Genomic DNA, 25,880 nt, shown 5'->3' with positions numbered 1-25,880 from the left:
ATCATGACAACACTACTGATCAAAAACGTAACGCTAAAAGGACAAGAAGGTCTGCAGCAAATTTTGATTGAAGATGGTCAATTCAAGCACATTGAAAGCAACGATGTGGAGCTTAGTCATAACGGTGACATCATCGATGCTGAAGGCGGTATGGCGGTTGCGCCTTTCTGCGAGCCACACATTCACTTAGATACAACTCAAACCGCAGGCGAGCCAAGCTGGAACATCTCTGGCACATTGTTTGAGGGTATTGAACGTTGGGCTGAGCGCAAAGAAATGCTGTCGATTGAAGACGTGAAAGCGCGCGCAAAACAAACCTTAAAATGGCAGATAGCAAACGGCGTACAACACGTTCGTACCCACGTCGATGTTTCAGACCCTACCCTAATTGCCCTAAAAGCGATGGTAGAAGTGCGTGAAGAGATGAAAGAATGGGTAGATATCCAAATCGTCGCCTTCCCGCAGGAAGGAATTCTCTCTTACCCAAATGGCAAAGAGCTGCTAGAAGAAGCCGTCAAATTAGGTGCGGACGTGATTGGCGCGATTCCACACTTTGAATTCACACGCGAATATGGCATTGAATCGCTGCACTACGTATTCGAGTTAGCGAAAAAATACGACCGCCTGATCGACGTGCATTGTGATGAAATCGATGACGAACAATCTCGCTTCGTTGAAACACTGGCAGCATTAGCGCACAAGTTTGATATGGGGAATAAAGTCACGGCCAGTCACACCACAGCGATGGGTTCCTACAACGGTGCATACGCATCTCGCCTGTTCCGTTTATTACGCATGTCCGGTATCAACTTCGTGGCAAATCCATTGGTGAACATTCACCTACAAGGCCGTTTTGATGATTACCCAAAACGTCGCGGCGTAACACGAGTGAAAGAGATGCTGAATGCCAACATCAACGTCTGCTTTGGACACGATGATGTATTTGACCCTTGGTACCCACTAGGCACTGCAAACATGCTGCAAGTGCTGCATATGGGTCTGCACGTGTGTCAGGTGATGGGTTACGACCAAATCAACAACTCACTGGATCTGATCAGCACCAATTCAGCACGTACACTGAACATTCAAGACAAGCACGGTATTGAAGAAGGCAAACCAGGTAGTTTACTGATTCTTCCCGCAGAAAATGGTTTTGACGCAGTACGTCGCCAAGTGCCGGTTCGCTACTCTGTTCGTCACGGTAAAGTGATTGCAGAAACAAAGCCTGCGACGACTCATATTCATCTTGAACAAGCAGAGCAAGTAACGTTCAAACGCTAAAAAGATCGGCGTGACGAAAAAGGCCTGACGACATCGTCAGGCCTTTTTTCTACTGGTAAACATCACTGCTCGCTCTGTCTATTCTTGTCTCATAAACCACTGAACACATTGAAAGGCCATATAAAACGGCTCAGTACCAAACGTTGCACAAGGTTCTGGTGGCTGAATCTCAATTACACCATCGCACTTGGAAATTATTCTAAGCGTTGGGCATACTTCTGACTTCATTTTAGTTGTAGATATGAACCATGACGTCATTAAGCCAGATAGAACCACAATTTTTGGAATTTATGCAGCAAGAGATGCAAGTAGATGCAGCTCATGATCTTAAACACGTAAAACGCGTGGTCAAAACAGCGAAACAGCTCTGCAAAGAAGAAAATGCAGACATCGCGATTGTATTACCGGCTGCCTATTTGCATGATTGCTTTACTTACCCGAAAGATCACCCAAATCGCAAAGAGAGCTCAATCATCGCAGCCAAAAAAGCGGTCGCATTTTTAGAGAGTATCGATTATCCGCAGCAATATCATGATGCCATTGCTCATGCGATAGAGGCACACAGCTTTAGCGCAAACATCAGGCCAAATACGTTGGAAGCCAAAATCGTCCAAGATGCCGACCGTCTGGACGCTTTAGGCGCAATTGGCGTGACGCGATGCATTCAAGTCAGCACTCAATTTAACGCGCAACTATACAACGACAGCGATATATTTGCCGAAGAGCGTGAACTTAACGATAAACAATTCACTCTGGATCACTTTCAAACCAAGTTATTCAAAATCGCTGAAACCATGAACACGGAGTCAGCGAGACGCGAAGCGCAAAAACGCAAAACCTTTATGCAAACGTACCTAGAGCAGTTACACGACGAGGTAACAGCGTAAATGTCAGAAAGCTATACGTTAATTAAAGAGCTTAAACGCCAACTAAAGTTAGCTGGGCTGCATTATGCGGATGTTGCACAACACCTTAATTTAAGTGAAGGAAGCGTCAAACGTTTACTCGCTGAAGGTCAGCACATTAGCCTTGAGCGCTTAGAACGAATTTGCCAATTGATTGGTTTAGAAATGGCGGAACTATTTAAGCTCGCGGCTGCGCACAATAAAGGTCTAGAGTCGCTAACGTTAGAGCAAGAAAAGCAGCTGGTTGACGATAAAGCCCTGCTGCTCGTGGCGATCTGTGTTGTAAATGGCTATCAGTTTGAACAAATCGTTCAGCAATATACCTTCAATGAGTTGGAACTGGTGCAAAAGCTTGCTCATTTGGATCGGCTGAACATCATCGACTTGCAGCCAAATAACAAAATTCGTTTGCGTATATCTCCGACATTTAAGTGGCAGATGGGCGGCCCTATTCAACGGTTCTTCCAACAGCAAGTTCAAGACGCCTTTTTCCAAAGCTACTTTTCTGGTGAAGATGAAAAGTTCTCCATGGCAACAGGATTGATGAGTGTACCAACCAACAAGAAGCTACAACAGAAACTGCAAAAGGTCATCGATGAGTTTTATCAGGCTTGCCAAAGTGATAGCTCTCTCGATATGGACGAAAAACACGGCACCTCTCTGATTATTGCGATGCGTCGCTGGACGTTCCCTTTGTTTGAACCATGGGAAAGAAAACTCCCCAATAAGTCTCGCAATTAGTAACTCAATAAATAAATGGAAATAAAAGTAACGAATTTCGTTACTTTTGGTGGCGTACAACGTCACTTGAAAGAGAAAGCTGGTTTAATAGTTCATTGAGCATAAAGTGCTCCCATCTCATTCGACTTTGTTTAATCGGGGCCCGTATGTTTTTCTCAAAACGCTTTTTTCCTTACTTTGTGACGCAATGCCTTGGCGCACTCAATGACAACATCTACAAAAACGTTCTGTTATTGATGGTGACATACAGCCAAATTGATAACCTACCAATATCCGTCAATCTATTCGTTAATTTGGCGGCAGGCTTATTCATCCTACCTTTCTTTCTATTCTCAGCGCATGCTGGTGCCGTCGCTGACAGCATGGACAAAGCCAAATTAATCCGACGTCTAAAGCTCATCGAACTAGCTATCATGTCTTGCGCAGCAACCGCTATTGCCACCCAAAGTGCCATGCTGATGCTGGTATTGCTGTTTATGACAGGCACTCAATCGGCCTATTTTGGTCCCGTGAAATACGCCTTGTTACCACAAGCGCTCAAACCAAATGAGCTTGTTAAAGGAAATGCTTGGGTTGAAATGGGCACGTTTCTTTCGATTCTTATAGGTACGCTTAGCGCAGGCCTGCTGCTAGCCATTCCTAATGGTACCTTGATTGCTTCTTGTACCGTGATTGCCTTGTCTTTGCTTGGGTTCATGAGCAGCGTGAATATTCCAACGATGCCTAGCCAATCGAATGACAAAGCGAAATTTGAACCGATTTCTGGTTTAAAGAACACGTTAAAAGTGGCAAAAAAACAGAGAGGCATCTGGATGTCTATTCTTGCCATCAGTTGGTTCTGGTTCATGGGTGCGACTTACCTAACTCAATTCCCTAACTTCGCACGCGAACATTTGTTCGCAGATAGCACTGTCGTTTCTTTACTGTTGGCATTGTTTTCGATTGGTATCGCGACAGGCTCTTGGTTGTGTGAAAAACTTTCTTTCAACCGCGTTGAGCTTGGTATTTTGCCATTCGGTATCCTTGGTCTGACAGTCTTTGGCGTCGACTTGCTATGGGCAGTCCCAAGTTATCCATCACTTCCGGTGCACTTTTATGATGTGCAAAGCTTCGTTGCTGAATCAAAACATCTGCGCGTCATGATTGACCTGTTCCTTGTTGGTGTAAGCGGAGGTGTCTTTATTGTTCCTCTTTATGCGTTCATCCAATCGCGTTCAAACAAAGGGGAGTGTGCACGTGCCATTGCTGCTAACAACATCATGAATGCGTTGTTTATGGTGGTGTCTGCTTTGGTTTCGATCGTTGTACTCAGCGTACTAGAGCTTTCTATTGTGGAACTGTTTGTCATGATGGCAATAGGTAACTTCTTCGTGGCAATCTATGTCTATCGTCAAGTACCGGAATTCACACAACGCTTTATCAGTTATTTACTCAGCCATTGTATGTATCGTGTGTCCGTAAAGGGGCGCCAACATATTCCTGAACAAGGTGCTGCGTTAATCGTGGCTAACCATGTTAGCTATGTCGATGCATTGATTTTGATGGGAACCTCTACTCGCCCGGTTCGTTTTGTGATGGACAAATCCATCAGCGAGCTACCTGTTCTTAAATATGTATTCCGTCATGCCGGTGTTATCCCGATCTGTTCTCCACGTAAGTGTGCCGACACTTACCGACGAGCATTTGAACAGATTGAACAAGCACTTAACGACGGTGAGGTTGTCTGTATCTTCCCTGAGGGTCGTTTAACGTCTAACGGTCAATTGGGTGAGTTTCGCCCTGGTGTAGAGAAAATCCTTGAACGTAACCCTGTTCCTGTCATCCCTATGGCGTTAAAAGGGCTTTGGGGTTCTTTTTTCAGCCACAAAGGCGGACATGCTCTCACAAAACGACCGACTCGTTTTTGGTCAAAAGTGGATGTTGTTATCGGTGAAGTGTTAAGTCCTGCGTCTTTAAATCGTCATCAATTGCAACAACAAGTACAGGATTTACTGGGCTGAGTCGCTTGCTACAGCAGTCAAACTTTGCAGCAAAACGTAAATATGCACCACAAAGCACAAGTAGTTTCTTGTCAATTAGAGTAGGATATCTACGACGTCATAAATCTAGGAGGTATTATGAAAATCATCATCTTACATGGTCTTTATATGCATGGGCTGGTCATGCAGCCTCTTAGCCAAAAGCTGAGAAAACTCGGATACGAAACGCAAGTACTCAGCTATAACACTGTTGCTATCGATGAGTCTTCACTGTTTGATTCTATTGATCATTCGCTTAATCCACTGACCACAAACGTGCTCGTGGGACACAGCTTGGGGGGCTTGATGATTAAGCGCTATCTCGCCAACAGAAAACCGAGCACTAACTTAATCTCTCATGTTGTCGCTATCGGTTCGCCTCTTAAAGGCGCGTCCATTGTAGGTCGAATTCAAGATCTCGGATTGGGTGCAATTTTAGGCAATTCGCCACACCACGGATTAAACAAACATGATGACGCCTGGGATTTCCCTCAAAAACTCGGCAGTATCGCAGGAACGATGCCGATTGGCGCTCGCCCATTGTTGATCCGTAATGACAACACCATGTCGGACGGTACCGTTACCGTAGAAGAGACAAGACTGGACGGTATGCAAGATCATATCGAAGTGAAGCAAACGCATACGAGCCTGATTTACAACACCTTCGTGCCGCAGCAGATTGATCACTTTATTCGCACAGATTATTTCCGTCGATAGCACACTTTTCCATCATACAGATGGAATCGACTTTCCAAGCTATTCAGTTCGCAGTACTATCCTAGCTCCACTTCTTCACAACTTGGATGAAGTGGTACATTTTTAATTGTTCTCAGGGCGGGGCGAAATTCCCCACCGGCGGTATACTTTTTCAAGTGAGCCCGCGAGCGCTCGATTCGTCGAGGTCAGCAGATCTGGTGAGATGCCAGAGCCGACGGTTATAGTCCGGATGAAAGAGAATAAGAATACACCAGCATAGCGAGTCAGATCGCTAAGAATGCTGGTGCACTTCTTTTTGATCGTATTTTACGGCGATCTCTCATACCGCCCTGATTCTGGTGAAATTTAGGAGTTAACCATGAATCAGTCATCACTACTTGCCGAATTCGGCGACCCAATTACTCGCGTTGAAAACGCACTTATCGCTTTAAAAGAAGGCCGTGGCGTACTGCTTCTTGATGATGAAGATCGCGAAAACGAAGGCGATATCATTTATTCAGTCGAGCACCTCACTAACGAGCAAATGGCATTGATGATCCGCGAATGTAGCGGCATCGTTTGTTTGTGCTTAACAGATGCTCAAGCAGACAAACTGGAACTGCCTCCAATGGTGGTAAACAACAACAGCGCAAACCAAACCGCATTTACGGTTTCTATTGAAGCGAAAGTTGGTGTAACAACGGGTGTTTCAGCAGCAGACCGCGTAACGACCATTAAAACGGCGGCAAACCCGCACGCAAAACCGGAAGATCTTGCTCGCCCGGGTCACGTATTCCCTCTGCGCGCACGTCCAGGTGGTGTAATGACTCGCCGTGGTCACACAGAAGGTACGATTGATCTGATGCAAATGGCAGGGCTTCAACCCGCTGGCGTACTGTGTGAAGTGACCAATCCAGATGGCACGATGGCAAAGGCACCGGAGATCGTAGCATTCGGTCGCCTCCACAACATGCCGGTACTGACGATTGAAGACATGGTAATGTACCTGAACCAGTTCGAGTTGAAACTGGCATAGTCAGATCTCAGCTCTTGAAAAAAGCCGCGCATTTGTGCGGCTTTTTTGATCGATCCTCTTTGCACTTGAGTAGTTATACTTATTGAAAACAAGGGGAACAACACCATGAAAGGATTACTGAAACTCGCCGCTCTCGTTAGCTTTCTCTCCATGAATTCGCTTGCTCTTGCATCTGAGTGCCCTGATATTCTTCAAGGTAAGCAAAGGTTGTTAAACTCAACGGAAGAAGTCGATCTATGCGAAAGCTTTAAGGGAAAGACACTACTAATCGTCAATACAGCAAGCCAGTGCGGCTTCACTCCTCAGTTCGAACAGTTAGAAACCCTCTATCAAACTTACAAAGACCAAAACTTCACCGTTATCGGTTTCCCGAGCAATGACTTTCGACAAGATAGAGGAAGCGAAACGAACACTGCGAAAGTCTGTTATCTCGATTACGGGGTAACCTTTCCAATGATGGCTCGCTCTTCAGTATTAGGTGTAGATGCGAACCCAGTCTTCAACCAGATTACTAACCAAGCAGGCATAAAACCAAAATGGAACTTCTACAAGTTTCTAATTAGCTCTGAAGGTAAAGTTATTGCTACTTTTCCAAGCTCCACATCACCGACAAGTACTACGCTTACCAATATGATAGAGCAACAATTATAAGGTGACGACCATGACAACACGCTCAACCATGCTACAACTCGGTTACTTAGGCCTGGTTCCATTTGTGTTTAGTTTAGGGCTGATTTTCACTGACATCTCATTCTTCAATTTAAGTGGTCAGCAATTTTTCATCGCATATAGCGCCGTTATATTAAGTTTTTTATCCGGCATCCTTTGGGGTAATGGCATTGAGCATTACTACCATCGCCTTAGCCGAAATATATTAATTCTCAGCAACCTTTTTGTCTTACTGGCTTGGGGCGCATTACTGCAGGGCCACAAACATTACGCAGTCGCAACCCTACTCTTAGCAATTGGGTACCTTGCTGTTTGGTATGCAGAAAAGCTCGTGAGGAAAGTCGAACAAGACGCCGAGCCCAAGGGATATCAAGGAATGAGGAGCAAACTGACCTTCGGCGTAATCGTAATGCACGGATTGGCTTTAGTTTCATAACCTGGTCTGTCCAGTTCTAAGATCACAAAAAAACGTCTTTTTATAAAACAATGTTCATTTCGTGAATGCACACATATTTTGAACACTGTTTTGTTTCATTTATGAACCAATCCACATATAAGTAATTCAAAGCATTCACAAAGGATATGAATATGTTTTTTCGCAAACTTTTGTTTAGCACTGCGATGATCAATGCAACGACAGGTTGCGTGTCTTACCAAGCACAACAAGCCGCCGCTCAAACAGTAAATAATACAGGAGCCGTGCTTACCAATGTGATTAAAACCACGATTGCTCAGCCATGTAATGTTGCAATCACTGCTGCTAGCTTGTTTTATCCGCATGCCATATTTATGACTAGTGTTCCGAATCAAGCATGTACAAGCGTTCTTAGATAATACGAAAGTGATAAGCATAAAAAAATGGCGACTCTACCGTCGCCATTTTTAAGCTTCAATGCTATTTACAGTTACAGCGTCAATAAGTAATTAACTAATTGATTGTACTCGTCGTAAGTACGAATTTCGTTGGCCAAAACAATGTATTTATTGTTCACAACCACACCCGGAACCCCTCTCAACGTGCTGGCAGAGAATTGCTTATCAAAACCTTTCTGCATTGAGTTTACGGCGAAACTATTGTACGCCGCATCAAACTTCTTACCTTCGACGCCATTATCAACGAACAGCTGTTTCAGCTCAGCTTCGTCTTTTGGCGCTTGTCGCTTTTGATGAATTTGGGCAAACATAGCAGGAATCATTGTATCTTCAACTCCTAGCGACACCATCGTCGCGTAGGACTTGGCCATCGGAATCGCCATATCTCCGCCCATGAACCCCACATGTACCTTTTCAAACTTTGCCTCTTTTGGCAGAGCAGGTTTTAAACGCTCAATAAGCGACTCAAACTTGTAGCAATGTGGGCAATAAAAAGAAAAGAATTCCGTCACAACAGGTTTCGATGCTTTCTTAACATCCAGAACTTTGTAGTGCTTCCCTTCTTCAAATTGCGCTGCATGAGCGGTAAAAGTCAGTAAAAGTGCACTACATAAGGCAAGTAGTTTTTTCATTGTTTATTTCCTTGTGGCATTCAAATGCCAAATCATTTCATTTGGTAAAAAGGGGTAAACCCCAAGTAATTTGAGATGAGGAATTAAACAATCGGAGGACGATAAAGCTTGGTGATCACTGTCACTACTTTTTCGACTAGAGGCCTATCAATCAAAGCAAGGCTATAAGGAAGAAGCAGTAAGTCGTTTTGAGATAAGTTGGCGGGAATTTTGACCATGCAGGAAGAGCTACAACTCGTGTGAGATTGTTGTGCCTTATTGATGGCTGACTCATCGTGATGTGATTCTACGCAGTCGTCATTGACGCCAAGTTGTTTGTGCAGAGCAGCCTGTTGAACAATAAGATCGCGTACTTCAATTGTTTTCATCGGAGCGGAAGCCTCCGCCACAGGAGCGACACTACTCAAAAGCATAGCAACTAAGCAAACTATCGCAGTCAACAATGTACGGTTAAACTTCAACATAGCTACATCAAGGAAAATGGTGATTTAAGATAATACATGATAACGATTTGACTTCAAGATACGGACTCTCGGCTCGCTAACAAACTCTGTTCTTTGACCATTTTAGGCTAGTGAATTTTCTCTCTAACGCTCCCTCAGTACACGAAACCAGCACAACGAGCTATTCACCGTTCGGATACTCCCCTCATCAGATACCAGCAACAATTCGATAAAACTTGAAATCATTATGAAACACGAGTAATAGTTAGAACGGTTTTTGTACGAACAAGGAAAGATCAATGCTTAAAAAAAGATTCTTTAAGACAAAAGATGAAGTCGAAGTCACGTTCGAGCTAGATAAAGATCAGTGGGACTCTGTCCAAATTGCTGGAGACTTCAACAACTGGCAGCCAGAACCGATGAAATTAGTGAAGAAAAGTCGTCAGTTTAAATTTAAAACCCGCTTACCTAAAGCGCAGAATGTTCAGTTCCGTTACTTGCTCGATGACGCGAAGTGGGAAAATGACCCACAAGCTGATGCTTACGTTCCAAATGCATTTGGCAGCGACAACAGCGTCGTATGTACCACCGAATAAGCGGTAATTTCGCTTTAAGATTCCATACCTAGGCGCAAACGTTGCGCCTTTTTACATCTCTCGAAATGTGATTGGTGATTAGATTTAAATCATTAATTGGCAATTTTATCCAATTAACTCATCCGATAACCTTATTCTGAGAAAGCTTTATTTGAAATAATTCGTAAATTTGTTTAAGTTCCATTGATATTAAATATTGTATACATCACTTAAATGAACGCACAACAAATCAAACCATCTCTAATCATTGTGGAAGACGATCCCAAATTACAAACTATGTTGGGTGAGTATTTTGTTGAACAAGGTTTTCAGGTCAAATGTATCGACAATGGGACGGACGCACCCAATGCGATTATTGACACACAACCAGACGTGGTGCTGTTAGATTTGATGCTACCCGGGCAAGATGGTCTGAGTGTATGTCGTCAAATCCGAGAATGCTACAAAGGCAAAGTGTTGATGCTGACAGCAAGTGATGATGACTTCGATCATGTCGCCGCATTAGAAATAGGCGCAGATGACTTTGTTACTAAACCCATCAAACCTCGCGTATTGCTGGCTCGTATTCGCATGCTATTAAGAAGAAAAGAGGCGGCGCCTACCGAGTCCGAAAACGGCCTACAAATTGGTGTTCTGTGTTTAAACCGATTGCGTAAATCGTGCGTAATGAACCAAGAAGAAATTGCGCTGACAGACGGCGAGTTCGATTTGTTGTGGGTTCTTGCAACGCATGCTGAAAAAACACTATCACGCGAGTGGCTGACCAAAACACTGCGTGGTATTGAATACGATGGAACAGACCGCACCATTGATAATCGCATAGTGACACTGAGAAAGAAGCTAGGCGATGCTTCTTGCTCACCACAAAAAATCATTACCGTTCGCGGCAAAGGCTACCTATTTATGCCTGATGCATGGAATGAATAATGAGACGGATTTATCTGGAAAGCTTTGTTGGCCTTATCATTCTGTTTATGGCTAGCTTGTGGGGATACGAGTTCTTAGTTTATGAGATCAACACAGATTATGACTACCTGTTACAAGAGCATGAGGGTCAAGCTTTTCACGATCTGATCTACCCTATCTATAAAGAACACGGATTAGAATATACTCAACAACAGTTGGAACAATTTGCCACATCAAGCCATCGTTTGTTGGTGCCTCATACGCTTGAAGAGCTTCCAACAGACATCAAAAAGGCGTTTGAAAGTGATACCTCCGTTAACGTCGCTTACGATGAAGAAAGGGATATCTGGTTCCGCCTAGATGCGAGCACGCCTATCTTTAAAATGAGCGATAATCCGAATAGTCCTGTGGTTAAAGCTGCCAACTTTGATGACAATATCGTTTGGTTGTTCTTTTTAGCTGGATTTGCTCTGTATTGCATATTGTTGATCTGGTTCTTAAGCCGTCGGATTCGAGAGCTAGAGAGAGTGACCGTTGAGTTTGCCTCAGGTAACTTCAAGGCTCGAGCTAGTACCTCAAGCGCTAAGTCTGTTGGGACGTTGAACAAAAGCTTTAACACGATGGCCGATAAAGTATCTCGCTTGATCACTAGCAATAAAATGCTAACTAACGCCGTTGCACATGAATTGCGTACCCCAATCTTCCGCTTACAATGGCAAGCAGATTTGTTATCGGATTCAACCTTAACTGAACAACAGAAAAAGTATGTTTACAGTATCGTCGAAGACATTGACGAGATGGAAGAAATGGTTGAAGAATTGCTTTACTACGCAAAGATGGAGCGTCCTGACACAGCATTACAAACTCAAGAAGAAGTCGTCCTATTCAACTTAGTCAAAGAGTTACGACAGAGATGGCAAAAAGAGACTACGCTCGCTATCTCGCTTCAAGAAGTAAACTCAGAAAACGTTCTTGCGTTTGCTGACCCAAAATTGTTAAAGCGAGCCTTAGATAACTTGCTGCGCAATGCAATGCGATACGCAGATAAGCAGATTTTAGTAGAGATAAAACACGATCAGCACCGCTGCTTCATCAATGTTCATGATGATGGCATAGGTATTGAAGAAAAGCATTGGCCTCATCTATTCGAACCATTTTACAGCGCGGATGAATCTCGCAACAAAAAGACGAGCGGGTTTGGGCTCGGGTTGGCGATTGTCAGACAGATAATGGAGCTTCAACGTGGAGAAGTTTCGATTTGCCATAGCCCACTTGGAGGAGCTTGCTTCACACTTAGCCTCAAAAAATCAGACAGTTAACTTAACCTTCCTACCCCGTTTACAGAAGACGACACTTCAATACACTCAAGCGACAGAGCCCAACAATAAAACAGTGTACATTTAATCCATAAGATTCACACACTAAATGGATAGTACTCATGTATAAATCTTTTATCCTGATTATGGCGCTTACTTCTACGCTTACAGCTTGCGCCTACAACCAAAAACCTGTCGTCGACATGACCAATGTCGACCCTAGTACATATGAACAAGACTTTCTTTACTGCCAAGGCTATGCAGAAAATGTCGACAAATCAGAGGCAGCGAAATCTGAAGCCACTAATGGGGCAGTTACAGGCGCATTGATCGGCGCAGCTGCTGGTGCGCTAGAAGACGGATTAGGTGGAGCGGCTGTCGGTGCTGCTGCCGGCGGTGCTGTAGGAGCTGGAGCTGGTGCTTTGAGTGGAACAAATGATTCAACCAAAACTCAATCTCTCGTATTGCGTAAATGCCTCCAGCACAAAGGATATACCGTCTACGATCTTGATTAAATAAGCACTTTTCTTAAATTATCACGCGATGGATTCTATTCACAAATGTTTCACGCTGTAACGATTAATCTCGTTACCTCTCTGGGATATGTGTTCCATCCCAATGCTTAAATAGTAAGGTCATATTTTGAAGCCAGGTAAAACAGGTATACGCCGTGTCATGGATGCGACCGGCTATTCATTTCAAGGATTGAAAGCCGCATGGACACACGAAGCCGCTTTTAGACAAGAATTGATTCTCGCCTTGGTGCTTTCCGTCTGTGCTTTTTTCCTTCCTGTCACCACATACGAAAGAGTGCTGATGATCAGTAGCCTGTTCTTGGTATTGATCGTCGAACTCATTAATTCCGCCGTAGAAGCGGTTGTCGACCGTGTTAGCGATGACTGGCACGAGCTCAGTGGTAGAGCCAAAGATATTGGCTCAGCAGCAGTATTTGTTGCGTTAACTCTTGCCCTTTTTATTTGGGCTTCGTTCTTGCTCTAATTTTTATTCAAGACACTCATTATGAAGACACATGATTTACAACAGAGAGGTATCTCTTACGTTACCTTTACTTTCCTGTTGGCGCTGTATTTCGCTCTCGTCGTAAATATCCCTATTTATAAAGAACTGATCGGCATCTTTACACACTTAGATAATGTCAAGATTGGATTTATTATCACAATACCAATTTTCTTTCTTGCCGCGCTCAATTTCCTTTTTAATTTATTTAGTTGGCCTTGGATCGGCAAGCCGTTCTTTATAATTTTAATCATTGTTTCAAGTATGGTGAGCTACGCAAGCTATAACTATGGCACACTTTTCGATTCTGGAATGATTGCCAATATTGTTGAAACCGATTCGAGCGAGGCGAGTTCTTACCTGAGTGCTCACTCTGTAATTTGGACGCTGATTATGGGAGTTATCCCAGCGATAATTGTCTTTAAGGTCAAGCTGCAATCTCAACGTCACCAATTACTGTACTTCTCTGTTACCAAATTAGTATCGATGCTGTCGTCGCTAGCTGTCATCGCCGTCATTGCCAGCGTGTACTATCAAGACTACGCATCTGTAGGGCGCAACAATAGCCACCTGAAAAAAATCATCATACCCACCCAGTTCGTTTATAGCGCGACCGGGTATGTGAAGGAGAAATATTTCACCACGCCAAAGCCATATCGAGAAATCGGCACAGATGCAAAGCAGTCAGATAGCGCCGTACAGCAAGCACAGAGCAAACCAACACTACTGGTTTTTGTCGTAGGAGAAACCGCTCGAACGCAGAACTACCAACTCAATGGCTATACACGAGAGACAAACCCTTATACTAGTAAATTGGATGTTATCTCATTTCAAGACGTCGCATCTTGTGGCACCGCGACTGCTGTATCTGTGCCTTGTATGTTTTCACAGCTCACGCGAAACGAGTTTGAACGCACCAAAGCGGATAACCAGGACAATGCTCTCGATATAATGCTGCGCGCTGGGGTTGACCTCATTTGGAAAGAAAATGACGGTGGGGATAAAGAAGTAGCCCACAAGATCAAGAAAATTGAAGTGGATCGAAAGCAAGTAAGCCCTATGTGTAATGGCCAAACTTGTTACGACATGGCGCTATTAGATCATTTTGATCAGGAAGTCGCGGATATGCACGGTAACCGAGTGGTCGCCATGCACCTTATAGGAAGCCACGGTCCGACCTATTTTCAGCGTTACCCAAGAGACAACGCCTTCTTTAAACCAGACTGTCCACGTGCAGATATCGAAAACTGTAGCATCGAACAAATAGTGAACACATATGACAATACAATACGCTACACCGATCTTGTATTGGCAGAAACCATCAAAAAACTTAAAGCGTTAGAGTCTGAGTATAATACCGCGCTAATTTACATATCGGATCACGGTGAGTCACTAGGCGAAAACGGATTGTTCTTACATGGTATGCCTTATGGCCTTGCACCAGATTTCCAAAAACGCGTTCCTTTGATTATGTGGCTGTCTTCAGGCTTTAAACAAGCGAAGCAGATCAATACTGACTGTTTGTATAAACAAGCACAGAATGCAGGCCAATACTCACATGATAACGTGTTCCACTCTTTATTAGGCATTATGGATGTACAAACTCAAGCCTACGATAGCAAGTTAGATATATTCAAAGCCTGCCGAGCCGTTTCCTAAATCATTCAATAAAGCCTGGCTCAAAGTGTGAATCAGGCTTTTTCTAACAAGGTATTTAAACTCATCGCCGAGCCAAGCGTTATACTGACAGTCCGCGATCCATACATCGAGATAAGGACTAGGATGAAAATTGGTATTATTGGTCTAGGGGATATCGCTCAGAAAGCATATCTTCCTGTTATCACTCAGCTTCCAAATATCGAACTTGTATTTTGTACCCGCAACCCAAACACACTTGAGAGCCTAGCTAGGCAGTATCGAATCTCAGAGATCTGCCAAGACTACCAGCAACTTCTGCACTTTGGCGTCGATGCCGTCATGATTCATGCGGCAACAAGCGTACACCCTCAAATAGCGGCATTTTTTCTGCAGCATGGAATTCCAACCTTTGTCGACAAACCATTAGCGAATAGTGCTGATGACGTGGAAAAGCTGTACGACATTGCCGAAAAAGAGAGACAGCCACTCTATGTGGGCTTTAACCGTCGTCACATTCCACTTTACAACCAACATATGCCACAAGTGCAGCAAGGCAACATATCTGACTTAAAGTCGCTACGCTGGGAAAAGAACCGTCACCAACTACCGGGGGATGTTCGTACCTTTATATTTGATGATTTTATTCACCCATTAGACAGCGTTAACGTCACAGCCAAAGCCGATCTAAAAGATGCTTATGTAACTCATCAACTTGAAGGTGGTCAGTTGGCGCGTTTAGATATTCAGTGGCAACATGGAAATACTTTGCTCCACGCCTCGATGAATCGCCACTTCGGTATCACTACAGAGCGCGTTCAAGCTTGTTATGCAAACAAGGCAGTTGAGTTCGACTCCTTCGTTGAAGGCAAACTATGGCAAGCTAACCAAGAGCAAAAAATCAATTTGAAAGACTGGACGCCAATGCTGACGAGTAAAGGTTTCCATTCGATGTTGCTCGATTGGTTTGGCGTCGTTGAGTCTGGAAATATTGCTGATGAAGTAGTAACACGCAACATTGCCAGCCATCGATTGGCAGAGCAAATTTGTCAATATCTCGAGAAAGTTGTCTCTAGATAATGCGATTCTTGGCTATATGCTTGATTGAGTATTACGCTCTATACTAAAAAGACTTGCATTAAGGAAGGCATTCATTCTCTGTTAAGACTACGGCGATTATTCTATCAATCAGGTGAATGAGGGCACAAAAGCACACATTGACAAAACAGACGGTTTAGATTTGTTTTACGGTGCTCTCAGGTATCTGAATCATCACATTCAAGAATAAAGGAAATAGAATGAGAACACTTGGTAACATCATTTGGTTTGTATTTGGTGGCGTATTTATGGGGTTGCTATGGTGGTTTTTTGGTATTTTGGCCTTTATTAGCATCATCGGAATACCTTGGGGGCGTGCGTGTATCGTTATGGGTAATTTTTCCTTTTTCCCATTCGGTAAAGAGGCCATCTCACGCGATGAATTGACCAATGAAATGGACATTGGCACGAGTCCGCTCGGCGTTATTGGTAACGTCCTTTGGTTTGTATTTGCAGGCCTTTGGTTAGCTATCGGTCACGTACTTTCTGCCGCAGCATGCTTTGTCACCATAATCGGCATTCCGTTTGCGCTCCAACACCTCAAGCTAGCGGTTATTTCACTCGCACCAATTGGTAAAACGGTTGTATCGTCAGAAGAGGCTGCAATGGCTCGATACAACATCAATCGTTAGCAAAAAGCTAATGCGCTTTCTATCCTCTGGGCAGTCATGCTCAGAGGGTAACGCCCGTCAAAAGTAAGCCTATAATCGCTATCGCATATTCAATAATGGCTGATTGTATATTCATACCGTCACCTTTACGTTGAAGTTTATCCTAGCTCAGCACTGCTTTACTTTTATAATTAATCAATACACCCAAGTGAGTTCAAGATGCTAGACTCATAGCGTCGTCACTGATTCAAACTCCAAGAACGACGTAACGAAAAAGCGAGCTATCCTATGCTCGAAATATGGGTTCTTTCCCCCTCGAAGTAGAGTTCAACAACAAAAAAGACGAACTATAAGCATAGCCAAAATTAATGCTTTTCGACCTAAAATATCTCACATCAATCAAAGAAAGCTTCTAAGATTTTCTCTTTTTGAGTAAATATAGACAGTTACAGTAGCGAAATTCTTCTCGGTAAAACTCCCCACTCAATCTCATGATCAGTTTTTTTAAAAAACAACAAAAATTCGTTGTTATCTAGAGTAATTATTTTATTTGTCGCAGAGCAATTCCATCAATATCATTTGCGACATCGGAGTGCTAGAGCATTGAACTTTTTAGCATTTATCACAGGTATAGAACGTAAAAAACCTTTTATTACTTATTTTTCTTTTTACATATGTTCTAACTCAACGTCTATTCAGACAGGAATATACCGTGGATAAATATCAAGCAGCTTATGCTAAGCGTCTAGAGAAACTAAATGGGGATCCATCTCCTAAAACGATAGCCCGCCTTTCGGCTTGGGATGCGTTTTTTAACAAGGAGTACGAGCTCCAAGACTTGGAATACCGACTATCGGACGCAGCGCACCAGCACTATGAACAGTCGCATGCGAAGAGCGACATTAGCTTCAAAGAATTCAAACGAGCGTTTTATAATGAATCCATCAAAATTTACAATTTAACGGATGGCGCTTCTATCCAGAAAGTATTCACCCCATTACTTTTGCTTACAACGCTCTGGATAGTGTTTGTATGCCTATTTAACAAGTGATCATCAAACTATTCCAACAACGATCAGTATGGGACTACAGGTATGGCTCTATGTAAGGGGGCTAGTCGGCTCTCCTGAACTAAATTAGCGACTCAATTACCCGCAATTCCATAGGCTAAAAGTGACAAGGGCATCCATCGATGCCCTTTTTATTCAAAGGAACGCAACCTAGACCTTTGGCCCACTTGGGTATAAAACCATTATGCGTTAAGCTGCACGCTATTATCCGATTGATAAAGAGTGGAGCGAAGTGATGGAAAAAGTAGGCTCTCGAGCATTGATTGTCGAAGGTGGAGCCATGCGAGGCGTATTTTCATGCGGCATACTCGATCATTTTCTTGCTAGCGAGTTCTCTCCATTTGATAGCTTTTGGGGAGTGTCTGCGGGTGCTAGCAACTTGGCTGCCTACTTAGCTAAAATGCCCGGACGTAACTTAAAAATCTACCTCGATTACAGCTTAAGAAAAGAATTTATCTCTCCATCTCAACTTCTACGTGGTGGTGATATGATGAACTTAGACTGGATGTGGAATGTCACCCTCGAAGAACTTGGCATCGATAAATCTGCGCTCAAAGCTGATTCACGACCTTTCTTTTTAGGCGTGACGCGTCAAGACAATGGGCAAGCGGAGTACCACCTTCCTGATATCGACGACTTGGCAGAAACAATGAAAGCCAGCAGCGCACTGCCTGTACTTTACCGAAATGGCGTATCACTGAACGGAATTCAATACGTTGATGGTGGCGTCTCAGACGCACTTCCTGTTGCAGAAGCAATAAAGCGAGGAGCCAAAAAGATTATGGTTTTACGCAGTCAGCCCGCAAGCTATCAAAAGCCAAGAGGAAAATTCAGCGCCCTAACTAGGAGGATGTTGAAAGAAACGCCCGGATTAATTGAACCTATGTTGACACGTGAAGTTCGCTACAATCAGACCTTAGCGCTGATCAACAACCCACCACCTGGTATCGAAATCATTCAAGTGTGTCCTCCTGAAACATTCAAGTTGAAACGGCTGAGTCGATCGCCAGCACCACTGCGTCATGCTTATGAGTTAGGAATTGAAGCAGGAAAGGAAGCCATCATACGATGGAGTCAGAAGTAGAAAAAAGCCACGTGGATTAAACGTGGCTAACGCAAATTCGATGGCAGTGGATTATCGTATTTGCTTCTGGTCGAGCCCAATATTCAGGCTCAAAACTGTTTTAATTTGCTCGCTAACTGAAAAAGCGAGTAGGCAGTCCAAACTAGTAAGTTTCAAACAACCCAGAGTTGTAATCTTGGATGGCTTGTTCTATCTCTTCCATGCTATTCATGACAAAAGGGCCATAATGCACCACGGGTTCATTAATTGGCTCACCAATAAAGATCAGTGCACCACTCTCTTTTTCGGCCTGCAATTCAACCCATTCACCTTTCGAGAAAATGGCCATTTCGCCTTGATTGATCTCACGACCTTTTAATTGAATACGACCTTTATAGACATAGAGCATCATGTTGTTGTCTTGATCCGTGTTCAAATTCAAAGCTTGCCCCCCCATCGCTCTCCAATCGGCTACCGTGGCAGCAACACCTGTCTCTGTTAGCGGCCCCTGAATTCGTTCGTTGTTTATAGTCATATGACCCGCAATCAAACGTACAACCCCCGTATTCGGAGTATCAAACTCAGTGATCGTTTCAGGTTGAAAGTCATGATATTGAGCTGGCTGCATCTTATTTTTCGCAGGCTGGTTAATCCAAATTTGGAAACCATGCAATTCGCCTTCCTTCATAATAGGCATTTCGCTATGGATGACGCCTCTTCCTGCCGCCATCCACTGTGCACCACCGGAACGAAGCTCACCAACATTATCCATATGATCACGATGCTGGAAATGACCTTTCAACATATAAGTAAGCGTCTCAATACCTCGGTGCGGATGCGGAGGGAAACCGCCGATATAGTCAGCGCGGTCTTCTGATTTGAGTTCATCCATCATCAAAAATGGAGAAAAACTAGCATGATTGAAACCCGCTACTCGGCGAATTTTCACTCCATCACCATCAGCAGTAGGTTGCGCAGGAATAAGCTGACGAATTTCTCTGAATGTACTCATACTAGTTCTCCTAGTTTATCTTTGTGACCGCTTGCAAATCGCATGTTTAATCTATGGCTATCTATAAGGTTCTATTTTAGGTTGATGAGCTAAAATTATGAGCCATACTATTCGTTCTACTTATTCAACTTTTTCGAACAATACAATTTATCGAGTTAATAATGAGCACATTTAATTTATCTAAAATAAATGTAGCTATTTTCTAAACAAGGTGTATAGTGTGCTTTGGCTCTTAGAAGAGAGCTGTTAATGCAACATTTAGTTTAAGTTTCCTCTCAGTAAAATCTTGAATCCCCAATTCAGACACCTGCGTACAACTTCCTCTTGATTGAACATTCAATAGCTTAGAAAAGATCCACAAAACAAATCATAATTTTAATGTTTAATTCAAAGGTATTTTTATGTCTAAAGTAACTGGTTCAGTAAAATGGTTTAACGAAACTAAAGGCTTCGGTTTTCTATCTCAAGACAACGGCGGCCAAGATGTATTCGTACACTTTAACGCTATCGTTTCTGACGGTTTCAAAACACTGACTGAAGGTCAGAAAGTAAGCTTCAATGTAGAGCAAGGTAAAAAAGGTCCTCAAGCGACTGAAGTAACTCCTCTATAAGACTGCTTTTCTTGGTGTAGCATGCCCATGCTGCACCAAACCTCTCTCCTTCAAAAATATTCTTTCATCAATCACTCAGCCTAATTTTAGGCATTGCTTTGTGCTATCTAAAATAAACTGAATAGTACTGCTTAATTTATTATTTATAGGAAAAATCATGTCCTCAAAAAGAACTGGCCGTCAAAGGCATTGGTATCAATTACTTAACAAAGAGAAAATCACTAAAAAACAGGAGAATAAATGTTAGAAATTGAATTTAATTTAGAACAACCTCAAACCTCTTGGAACGCTAAAATACATCAATTAAATGGTGATATTTTACGAAGGCACGTATTACCGAAACTTCTTTCTCATAGCTTCATGATCGATTTTGAATATTGTGAGAAAACGCAATCTGGAACTATTCTCTGTGATTCAGGTTCAAAGTTAGGAAGTTTTACTGTTAACTGATTCAGTTTTCATGCATTAATGGATAATGCAACTAATTTGGAAGGTATCCAATGGCTAGAAAAAGTAAGAAGCAGTCAGAAAAAGACAAAAAAGAGTCTGAACAAAACGCGGCGGCGGTAAAGCAGAAAACTCGACGCCGCATAGAAGACATTATGGAACAAAGAGAATTTGATAAGTTATTCGATCTATAAATGCTCTCTAGTGCTTTCTCTGCCTTTATCGTTGTGCAAGGTACCGCCACCTACCTTTGCTCAAACGAATCTCCACTCTTTTAGACTACTCTTCTAATTACACGTGCCTCTCACACACGCAAAAACAACTGGCTCCTCTATACTCAAGTGACTTGCAAATAGTCGTTTCGCTCACAGGAAAACCCGTGACTAATGACAGTTAGGTTATTTGCGTATAGCCAAAGCGATATTTTTGCGTATAATCCCTCTCGTTTGCTTCGTATAACCCCAATGATATGGTTTGGGGGTCTCTACCAGTTCCCGCAAAGTGCTGATTACGAAGAGTTGAGATCATCGTGGGTCTTACTCTTTGTGATAGCGTTCGATTTATTTCTATCTATACCTATTCTTAGAGTAACTGCATCCACAATACACATAAGGTGGAATATGAACGCATTTATTCAAGGTCTTCCAAAAGTAGAGCTGCACTTACATATCGAAGGTTCACTTGAGCCGGAACTCTTATTCAAATTAGCAAAACGAAACGGCATCGAGATCCCTTACTCTTCTCCGAGTGAACTACGCAGCGCATATCAGTTCACAGACTTACAATCATTTCTCGACCTCTATTACCAAGGAGCGGGAGTTCTGCGTACGGAGCAAGATTTTTACGATCTCACTTGGGAATACTTACTGCACTGTAAAGAAGACAACGTTGTTCATACCGAAATCTTTTTTGACCCTCAAACACACACAGAACGCGGCATAGACTTTGACACTGTTATCAATGGAATCGCTCGTGCGCTAAAAGATGGTCACGAAAAACTTGGCATTACCTCGCAAATTATTGCGTGTTTTCTCCGTCACCTTTCAGAAGAGAGCGCCATAGAGACCCTACAGGCTATTCTGAAACACCGTGATAAGATCATTGGTGTTGGACTAGATTCTTCAGAACAAGGTCATCCGCCAGCTAAATTCAAGCGCGTATTTAAACAAGCAGTAGAAGAAGGCTTACTTACCGTTGCTCACGCAGGTGAAGAAGGCCCCGCACAAAATATTAGCGATGCAATTGAAATGCTTTACGTGAGCCGCGTGGATCACGGTGTTCGCTGTGTTGATGATGAAGCATTAGTTGAATCCTTAATCGAAAGCCAAATGCCACTGACAGTGTGTCCGTTATCGAATCTTAAGCTATGTGTATTCGACGATATGAAAGATCACAATATTGTGGATTTGCTACGAAAAGGTGTCGCCGTAACGATTAACTCAGACGATCCTGTGTACTTTGGTGGCTACATGACGGATAACTTTCTGGCCGTCAACAACGCACATCCAATGAGTAAGAGTGAACTTGCCCAATTTACAATGAACGCGATTGATGCCAGCTTTATCGATAACGAGTTAAAGGCGAAATATCGTCACCTTGTTAGCCAATACGTAAACCAGCACGAAGCGTTGCAATAAAGGCATAGTGCCACGCCTTAGGTCAAACGCGTAGGTATTAAAACCCTACAAAAACTCTGTGGTTAACCGCATTTATAAACGCTAGACTGAGAAAGCTAAACTAGCACACAAAAAGGAATAGAATCATGATTCAACAAGGCCAAGCTCTACCAGTTGCAACTCTAAGTGAGTTGACTGCCGATGGTATGGTGAACCACGACGTTACAGAACTGTTTGCGAACAAGAAAGTCGTACTCTTTGCTGTACCTGGCGCATTCACCCCTACCTGTTCAGAAGCCCATCTACCAGGCTATGTGGTATTAGCTGATGAGCTAAAGGCAAAAGGTGTTGATTTAATTGCGTGCGTTTCTGTAAACGATGCATTTGTGATGCAAGCGTGGGGCGAAGCTCAAAACGCTTCTGAGATTTTGATGTTGGGTGATGGCGACGCTAGCTTTACTAAAGCATTAGGTCTTGAAATGGATACAGGCGGCTTTGGTGGTATTCGCTCACAACGTTACGCAATGATCATTGAAAACGGCACAGTGACTAAGCTAAACGTTGAAGAGCCAAAAGAGTTTGAAGCAAGCAAAGCAGAAACGATTTTAGCGGCGCTTTAAGCTTACTCCTAAATACAAAAACGGAAGCCATCGCTTCCGTTTTTTGTTGGTTAACGCATTCTCACAACACTCGTTTGTTGCTTACGCTGCATTTCCGCAAAAGTCAGCACAAACGGGGATGACTGCTTTACACGGCTTGGTAATGAAGAAAGCGCATTGTAGGCATCCTGCTTCGTTTTAAAATCACCAACAGTTACCGTATACCAACGCGTGCCTCGGCTGTTTTTCCAGTTAACCCAAACCGGATGCTTAGGATCGATATAGCGAATATAATCTTTCACATCTTTTTCTTGCTTTAGCGCGAGTACCTGCATCGTGTAATGGTTTGGGTTTAAATAACCATATGCATCCTGAGAGGTCATGACTCCAACACATTGGCCGCTATCGACCTCCTGCTGGTAAGGCATAGCGCAGCCCATGAGCGATAAAATCAATGTCAAAGATAAAATCTTGTGCACGTGTCACTCCATTCTTGTTCTAGTTTCTTTTCTCTCGCACCCAAAAACACAAAACGCTCTTGGTCAGGTAAAAACACACCCTTACAAGAGGGCCTGTGTTTTAACGCAACGAGTATTCCAAAAACGTAAGGCGACCACGTTGGTCGCCTTAGTAAACTGATTTAATAGAAAATTAACAAGATAGAGTGATATAGACAGAAGTTCGCTACTGTTTAGAACCAGCTAGCGACCAATTGCTTAAACCAGTCTAAAATTCGCTTGAATAAACTGCCTTCCTCCACGGACTCCAATGCAACGAGCTCGGCTTCATTTACGACCTTACCGTCGACTTTGTAAAGCACTTTACCAACCACTTGTTGCTCAGAAATTGGCGCAACTAAATCACCGTTGTATTCAACTTCCGCTTGCAGATTTTTTACATCTCCTTTTGGCAAAGTGAGATAAACATCGTTAGCTACGCCGACAGTAAGCTCGTCTTTTTCGCCCATCCAAACTCGAGCTTTCGCAAGTTCCGCACCCGCCTCAGTCGGCATTACCGTATCGTAAAAGCGGAAGCCATAACTCAACAGCTGCTTGCTTTCTGATTCACGAACATTCTCACTCTTCGCTCCCATCACTACGGCAATCAAACGCATATCACCTTGTGTTGCAGAAGTCGCTAGACTATAACCCGCGCCGCTTGTATAACCAGTTTTCATGCCATCGACATTCATACTACGATCACGAAGCAAGCCATTACGGTTGTATTGAGTGATGCCATTGTAAGTAAACGAGGTTTCGCTATACAGCGGATAGATATCAGGTAAGTCACGAATAATCGCTTGGCCCAACTTGGCAATATCATAAGGTGTCGAATATAAACCGTCACTGTCTAGGCCGTGAGGGTTGGTGAATGCCGTGTTAGACAATTCAAGCTTGGCGGCCCAACTATTCATCAAACTCACAAACCCTGATTCACTTCCCGCAACATGCTCAGCAATAGCGACACTGGCATCGTTACCAGATTGAACAATCAGACCACGGTATAAGTCAGACAAAGAAACGGAAGTATTGACTTCAATAAACATTTTTGAAGAATCTGGGAAATTTTTTGCCCAAGCATTTCGGCTGATGACAACCTCATCATTCAACGTAATATTGCCTGTATTAATTTCTTGACCAGCTACATAAGCAGTCATCAACTTCGTTAAACTCGCGGGGTTTAAACGTTTGTGGGCATCACGTTCAACCAGTACTTTCCCCGTATGGAAGTCCATCAAAACATAACCACGAGAACTGAGTTCTGGCGCATTTGGCACAACTGAAGGCGCAGCATAAGCCAACGAGGATACAGCAGCGAACCCTGTAATTAACACTGTGTGTAATATAGTACTTTTTCTCATCATGACATCTTATCTTAGTAGCATTTAAGGCTTACAAACGGTACCCGAATGAATTCAAAGCGCGGGATTACCTAGTTAAAAAACGAGTATATTGAAACGGCGCTCAGTTACAGCCACCTTGTTACGATTGGTTACTTTTACTCAATGTTTGTCGAAAATAATGAGAGGTAGGTAGAGCTTTCGTCTTGAAGAATGAAACAGGAGCGAAAATAATTCCGTAACGCTATGTTTTTTGAGAGGGGAGAAAAAGCGCGCAAGTCAATTCAGGGAGTAAGTTGGTATAGGAAAAGTAGTTGAGCTTTTATCCATATCTAAATAGGAAACAACAAAAACAACCAACAATAAGTCCAGTTAATTACTTACCAAGAAAACATATTGAAAACGCATCATAAAATCGTAATTAATTATCGATAAATTTAAAAACCTAATATTATAATTTATGTAAATTTCATTTATTATTAAATCGGAGAAAAATACAGCTTTCCTTTCTTAAAACTAAGAGACGATTTTTTCGATGTTTTTAGGTTTATCTCATCAGAGAACTTGGTATAACAGTGAGGGATAAGGCATCCGGACTTAGCGCGAAAGGATAACCCACTGTTATTTAAGTTCACACGCTGCTTTTTAATGACTAGAGACTTTAAACTGCGGTTACCTTGGGTTTGTGTAGCTATTCTTTGACGTACCCCAACCCAATACGACTCAAACGACGACATCATACATATCCTCTTTCATGATATAAGCATTAATAATTAAACATCGCTAAAAGCTAAGCTTGTCTTAAATAAAAGTACTAGAAATTAATTTTATTTCTTCAAAACAAATCAACCCGCATATTCCACATAAATTTAGTGGTTATGTCAAATATTAATTATCATTAATTTCATTTATAATGGATATAAAATCGGTTTATAATTTTTAAATAATTTAATTATTAGAAAGAAGTATAACCAGTCCATATTTAACATGGAAATATGAGCTTTGTTTTGCATCATAACATATAAATACATTAAAGATTCATCTACGAACTAAATGCTCTTCAATAGGTGATATAAATTAGAATTTCGAGACTAAATGAGAATAAAAATAGCGCACCGTATATGGTGCGCTATAGATTTGATTAAGGTCA

29 protein-coding genes and 2 riboswitches are annotated in these 25,880 nt (G+C 42.7%); of the genes, 24 read left to right on the top strand and 5 right to left on the bottom strand.

From position 1 onward, the window contains the following. Window positions 1-3: 3 nt before the first annotated feature. The 9 genes from R7Z41_RS06970 (at window position 4) to R7Z41_RS06930 (ending at window position 8,180) form a co-directional block, all read left to right on the top strand. Window positions 4-1,281, top strand: a complete 1,278-nt coding sequence (locus tag R7Z41_RS06970; RefSeq protein WP_206970347.1) for a cytosine deaminase — start codon at window positions 4-6, stop codon at window positions 1,279-1,281. A 248-nt stretch (window positions 1,282-1,529) separates the two neighbouring features. Further along, window positions 1,530-2,168 (top strand): HD domain-containing protein, encoded by a 639-nt coding sequence (locus R7Z41_RS06965; RefSeq protein ID WP_017819864.1) that lies wholly within the window; start codon window positions 1,530-1,532, stop codon window positions 2,166-2,168. Continuing rightward, complete coding sequence (locus tag R7Z41_RS06960) at window positions 2,169-2,927, top strand: helix-turn-helix domain-containing protein (RefSeq protein ID WP_104980491.1); 759 nt, start codon at window positions 2,169-2,171, stop codon at window positions 2,925-2,927. 146 nt (window positions 2,928-3,073) lie between these two features. Beyond that, complete coding sequence (locus R7Z41_RS06955; protein ID WP_104980487.1) at window positions 3,074-4,927, top strand: MFS transporter; 1,854 nt, start codon at window positions 3,074-3,076, stop codon at window positions 4,925-4,927. Window positions 4,928-5,044: 117 nt separating this feature from the next. Continuing rightward, entirely contained in the window at window positions 5,045-5,662 is a 618-nt protein-coding gene (locus tag R7Z41_RS06950) for a hypothetical protein (protein WP_005373653.1), read from the top strand. 104 nt (window positions 5,663-5,766) lie between these two features. Beyond that, window positions 5,767-5,907: riboswitch (FMN riboswitch) on the top strand. 113 nt (window positions 5,908-6,020) lie between these two features. Beyond that, complete coding sequence (gene ribB / locus R7Z41_RS06945; protein WP_005373655.1) at window positions 6,021-6,677, top strand: 3,4-dihydroxy-2-butanone-4-phosphate synthase; 657 nt, start codon at window positions 6,021-6,023, stop codon at window positions 6,675-6,677. A 105-nt stretch (window positions 6,678-6,782) separates the two neighbouring features. Further along, window positions 6,783-7,328 (top strand): glutathione peroxidase, encoded by a 546-nt coding sequence (locus R7Z41_RS06940; protein WP_054577749.1) that lies wholly within the window; start codon window positions 6,783-6,785, stop codon window positions 7,326-7,328. Between the two features lie 10 nt (window positions 7,329-7,338). Continuing rightward, on the top strand, window positions 7,339-7,782 hold the full coding sequence (locus tag R7Z41_RS06935) for a DUF3429 domain-containing protein (protein WP_042522685.1): 444 nt from the start codon (window positions 7,339-7,341) through the stop codon (window positions 7,780-7,782). 152 nt (window positions 7,783-7,934) lie between these two features. Continuing rightward, complete coding sequence (locus tag R7Z41_RS06930) at window positions 7,935-8,180, top strand: hypothetical protein (protein WP_206970348.1); 246 nt, start codon at window positions 7,935-7,937, stop codon at window positions 8,178-8,180. 71 nt (window positions 8,181-8,251) lie between these two features. Here R7Z41_RS06930 and R7Z41_RS06925 read toward each other — a convergent pair whose 3' ends face one another. Both R7Z41_RS06925 and R7Z41_RS06920 read right to left on the bottom strand, forming a co-directional pair. Next, window positions 8,252-8,851 (bottom strand): thiol:disulfide interchange protein DsbA/DsbL, encoded by a 600-nt coding sequence (locus R7Z41_RS06925; protein ID WP_005373667.1) that lies wholly within the window; start codon window positions 8,849-8,851, stop codon window positions 8,252-8,254. Between the two features lie 83 nt (window positions 8,852-8,934). Beyond that, on the bottom strand, window positions 8,935-9,315 hold the full coding sequence (locus R7Z41_RS06920; RefSeq protein ID WP_054577748.1) for a hypothetical protein: 381 nt from the start codon (window positions 9,313-9,315) through the stop codon (window positions 8,935-8,937). 278 nt (window positions 9,316-9,593) lie between these two features. Between R7Z41_RS06920 and R7Z41_RS06915 the strand changes: the two genes are divergently transcribed. From R7Z41_RS06915 to R7Z41_RS06870, 10 genes are all read left to right on the top strand, one after another. Further along, window positions 9,594-9,890 carry an isoamylase early set domain-containing protein gene (locus R7Z41_RS06915; protein ID WP_005373671.1) on the top strand — a complete coding sequence of 99 codons (297 nt, stop codon included), beginning with the start codon at window positions 9,594-9,596 and terminating at the stop codon, window positions 9,888-9,890. 213 nt (window positions 9,891-10,103) lie between these two features. After that, window positions 10,104-10,817: a response regulator gene (locus R7Z41_RS06910; protein ID WP_005373673.1), complete on the top strand. Its 714-nt coding sequence runs from the start codon at window positions 10,104-10,106 to the stop codon at window positions 10,815-10,817. Next, window positions 10,817-12,115, top strand: coding sequence for an ATP-binding protein (locus R7Z41_RS06905; protein ID WP_005373675.1), 1,299 nt, complete (start codon window positions 10,817-10,819; stop codon window positions 12,113-12,115). The genes R7Z41_RS06910 and R7Z41_RS06905 overlap by 1 nt, the downstream gene beginning before the upstream one ends. A gap of 119 nt (window positions 12,116-12,234) precedes the next feature. Then, complete coding sequence (locus R7Z41_RS06900) at window positions 12,235-12,627, top strand: hypothetical protein (protein WP_005385575.1); 393 nt, start codon at window positions 12,235-12,237, stop codon at window positions 12,625-12,627. Window positions 12,628-12,754: 127 nt separating this feature from the next. Next, the gene (locus R7Z41_RS06895) at window positions 12,755-13,111 is read left to right on the top strand and encodes a diacylglycerol kinase (RefSeq protein ID WP_017635149.1); all 357 of its coding nucleotides are present in this window, start codon (window positions 12,755-12,757) and stop codon (window positions 13,109-13,111) included. Window positions 13,112-13,132: 21 nt separating this feature from the next. Continuing rightward, window positions 13,133-14,788, top strand: a complete 1,656-nt coding sequence (locus R7Z41_RS06890; protein WP_054577747.1) for a phosphoethanolamine transferase — start codon at window positions 13,133-13,135, stop codon at window positions 14,786-14,788. A gap of 123 nt (window positions 14,789-14,911) precedes the next feature. Beyond that, entirely contained in the window at window positions 14,912-15,844 is a 933-nt protein-coding gene (locus R7Z41_RS06885) for a Gfo/Idh/MocA family protein (protein ID WP_017819856.1), read from the top strand. Window positions 15,845-16,062: 218 nt separating this feature from the next. Next, a complete protein-coding gene (locus R7Z41_RS06880; protein ID WP_005373685.1) occupies window positions 16,063-16,494 on the top strand; it encodes a YccF domain-containing protein in 432 nt (143 codons plus the stop codon). A gap of 691 nt (window positions 16,495-17,185) precedes the next feature. Further along, on the top strand, window positions 17,186-17,524 hold the full coding sequence (locus R7Z41_RS06875) for a hypothetical protein (RefSeq protein WP_054577746.1): 339 nt from the start codon (window positions 17,186-17,188) through the stop codon (window positions 17,522-17,524). A 253-nt stretch (window positions 17,525-17,777) separates the two neighbouring features. Continuing rightward, window positions 17,778-18,626 (top strand): patatin family protein, encoded by an 849-nt coding sequence (locus tag R7Z41_RS06870; RefSeq protein ID WP_025767954.1) that lies wholly within the window; start codon window positions 17,778-17,780, stop codon window positions 18,624-18,626. Between the two features lie 142 nt (window positions 18,627-18,768). Here the strand turns inward: R7Z41_RS06870 and R7Z41_RS06865 are convergent, their stop codons facing one another. Continuing rightward, window positions 18,769-19,617, bottom strand: a complete 849-nt coding sequence (locus tag R7Z41_RS06865; RefSeq protein WP_054574573.1) for a pirin family protein — start codon at window positions 19,615-19,617, stop codon at window positions 18,769-18,771. Between the two features lie 401 nt (window positions 19,618-20,018). On the opposite strand from R7Z41_RS06865, the gene R7Z41_RS06860 reads away from it, so the two are divergent. The 5 genes from R7Z41_RS06860 (at window position 20,019) to R7Z41_RS06840 (ending at window position 22,911) form a co-directional block, all read left to right on the top strand. After that, window positions 20,019-20,228, top strand: a complete 210-nt coding sequence (locus tag R7Z41_RS06860; protein ID WP_005373691.1) for a cold-shock protein — start codon at window positions 20,019-20,021, stop codon at window positions 20,226-20,228. Window positions 20,229-20,468: 240 nt separating this feature from the next. Beyond that, on the top strand, window positions 20,469-20,678 hold the full coding sequence (locus tag R7Z41_RS06855; RefSeq protein ID WP_005373692.1) for a hypothetical protein: 210 nt from the start codon (window positions 20,469-20,471) through the stop codon (window positions 20,676-20,678). Window positions 20,679-20,728: 50 nt separating this feature from the next. Then, window positions 20,729-20,869: a PA3496 family putative envelope integrity protein gene (locus R7Z41_RS06850; protein WP_017633782.1), complete on the top strand. Its 141-nt coding sequence runs from the start codon at window positions 20,729-20,731 to the stop codon at window positions 20,867-20,869. Window positions 20,870-21,106: 237 nt separating this feature from the next. After that, window positions 21,107-21,206, top strand: a riboswitch (purine riboswitch). A gap of 89 nt (window positions 21,207-21,295) precedes the next feature. Then, complete coding sequence (locus R7Z41_RS06845) at window positions 21,296-22,312, top strand: adenosine deaminase (RefSeq protein ID WP_005373696.1); 1,017 nt, start codon at window positions 21,296-21,298, stop codon at window positions 22,310-22,312. A 125-nt stretch (window positions 22,313-22,437) separates the two neighbouring features. Then, window positions 22,438-22,911 (top strand): peroxiredoxin, encoded by a 474-nt coding sequence (locus tag R7Z41_RS06840; protein ID WP_005373699.1) that lies wholly within the window; start codon window positions 22,438-22,440, stop codon window positions 22,909-22,911. A 50-nt stretch (window positions 22,912-22,961) separates the two neighbouring features. Here R7Z41_RS06840 and R7Z41_RS06835 read toward each other — a convergent pair whose 3' ends face one another. Further along, window positions 22,962-23,369 carry an SPOR domain-containing protein gene (locus R7Z41_RS06835; RefSeq protein WP_005373701.1) on the bottom strand — a complete coding sequence of 136 codons (408 nt, stop codon included), beginning with the start codon at window positions 23,367-23,369 and terminating at the stop codon, window positions 22,962-22,964. 212 nt (window positions 23,370-23,581) lie between these two features. Then, complete coding sequence (locus tag R7Z41_RS06830; RefSeq protein ID WP_017819852.1) at window positions 23,582-24,751, bottom strand: D-alanyl-D-alanine carboxypeptidase family protein; 1,170 nt, start codon at window positions 24,749-24,751, stop codon at window positions 23,582-23,584. Window positions 24,752-25,880: the final 1,129 nt, after the last annotated feature.

Origin of the sequence: Vibrio sp. 1457, from assembly GCF_033340195.1 — a bacterium.
GTDB classification, from domain to species: domain Bacteria; phylum Pseudomonadota; class Gammaproteobacteria; order Enterobacterales; family Vibrionaceae; genus Vibrio; species Vibrio alginolyticus.
This window is presented reverse-complemented; position numbering and strand designations above follow the sequence as displayed.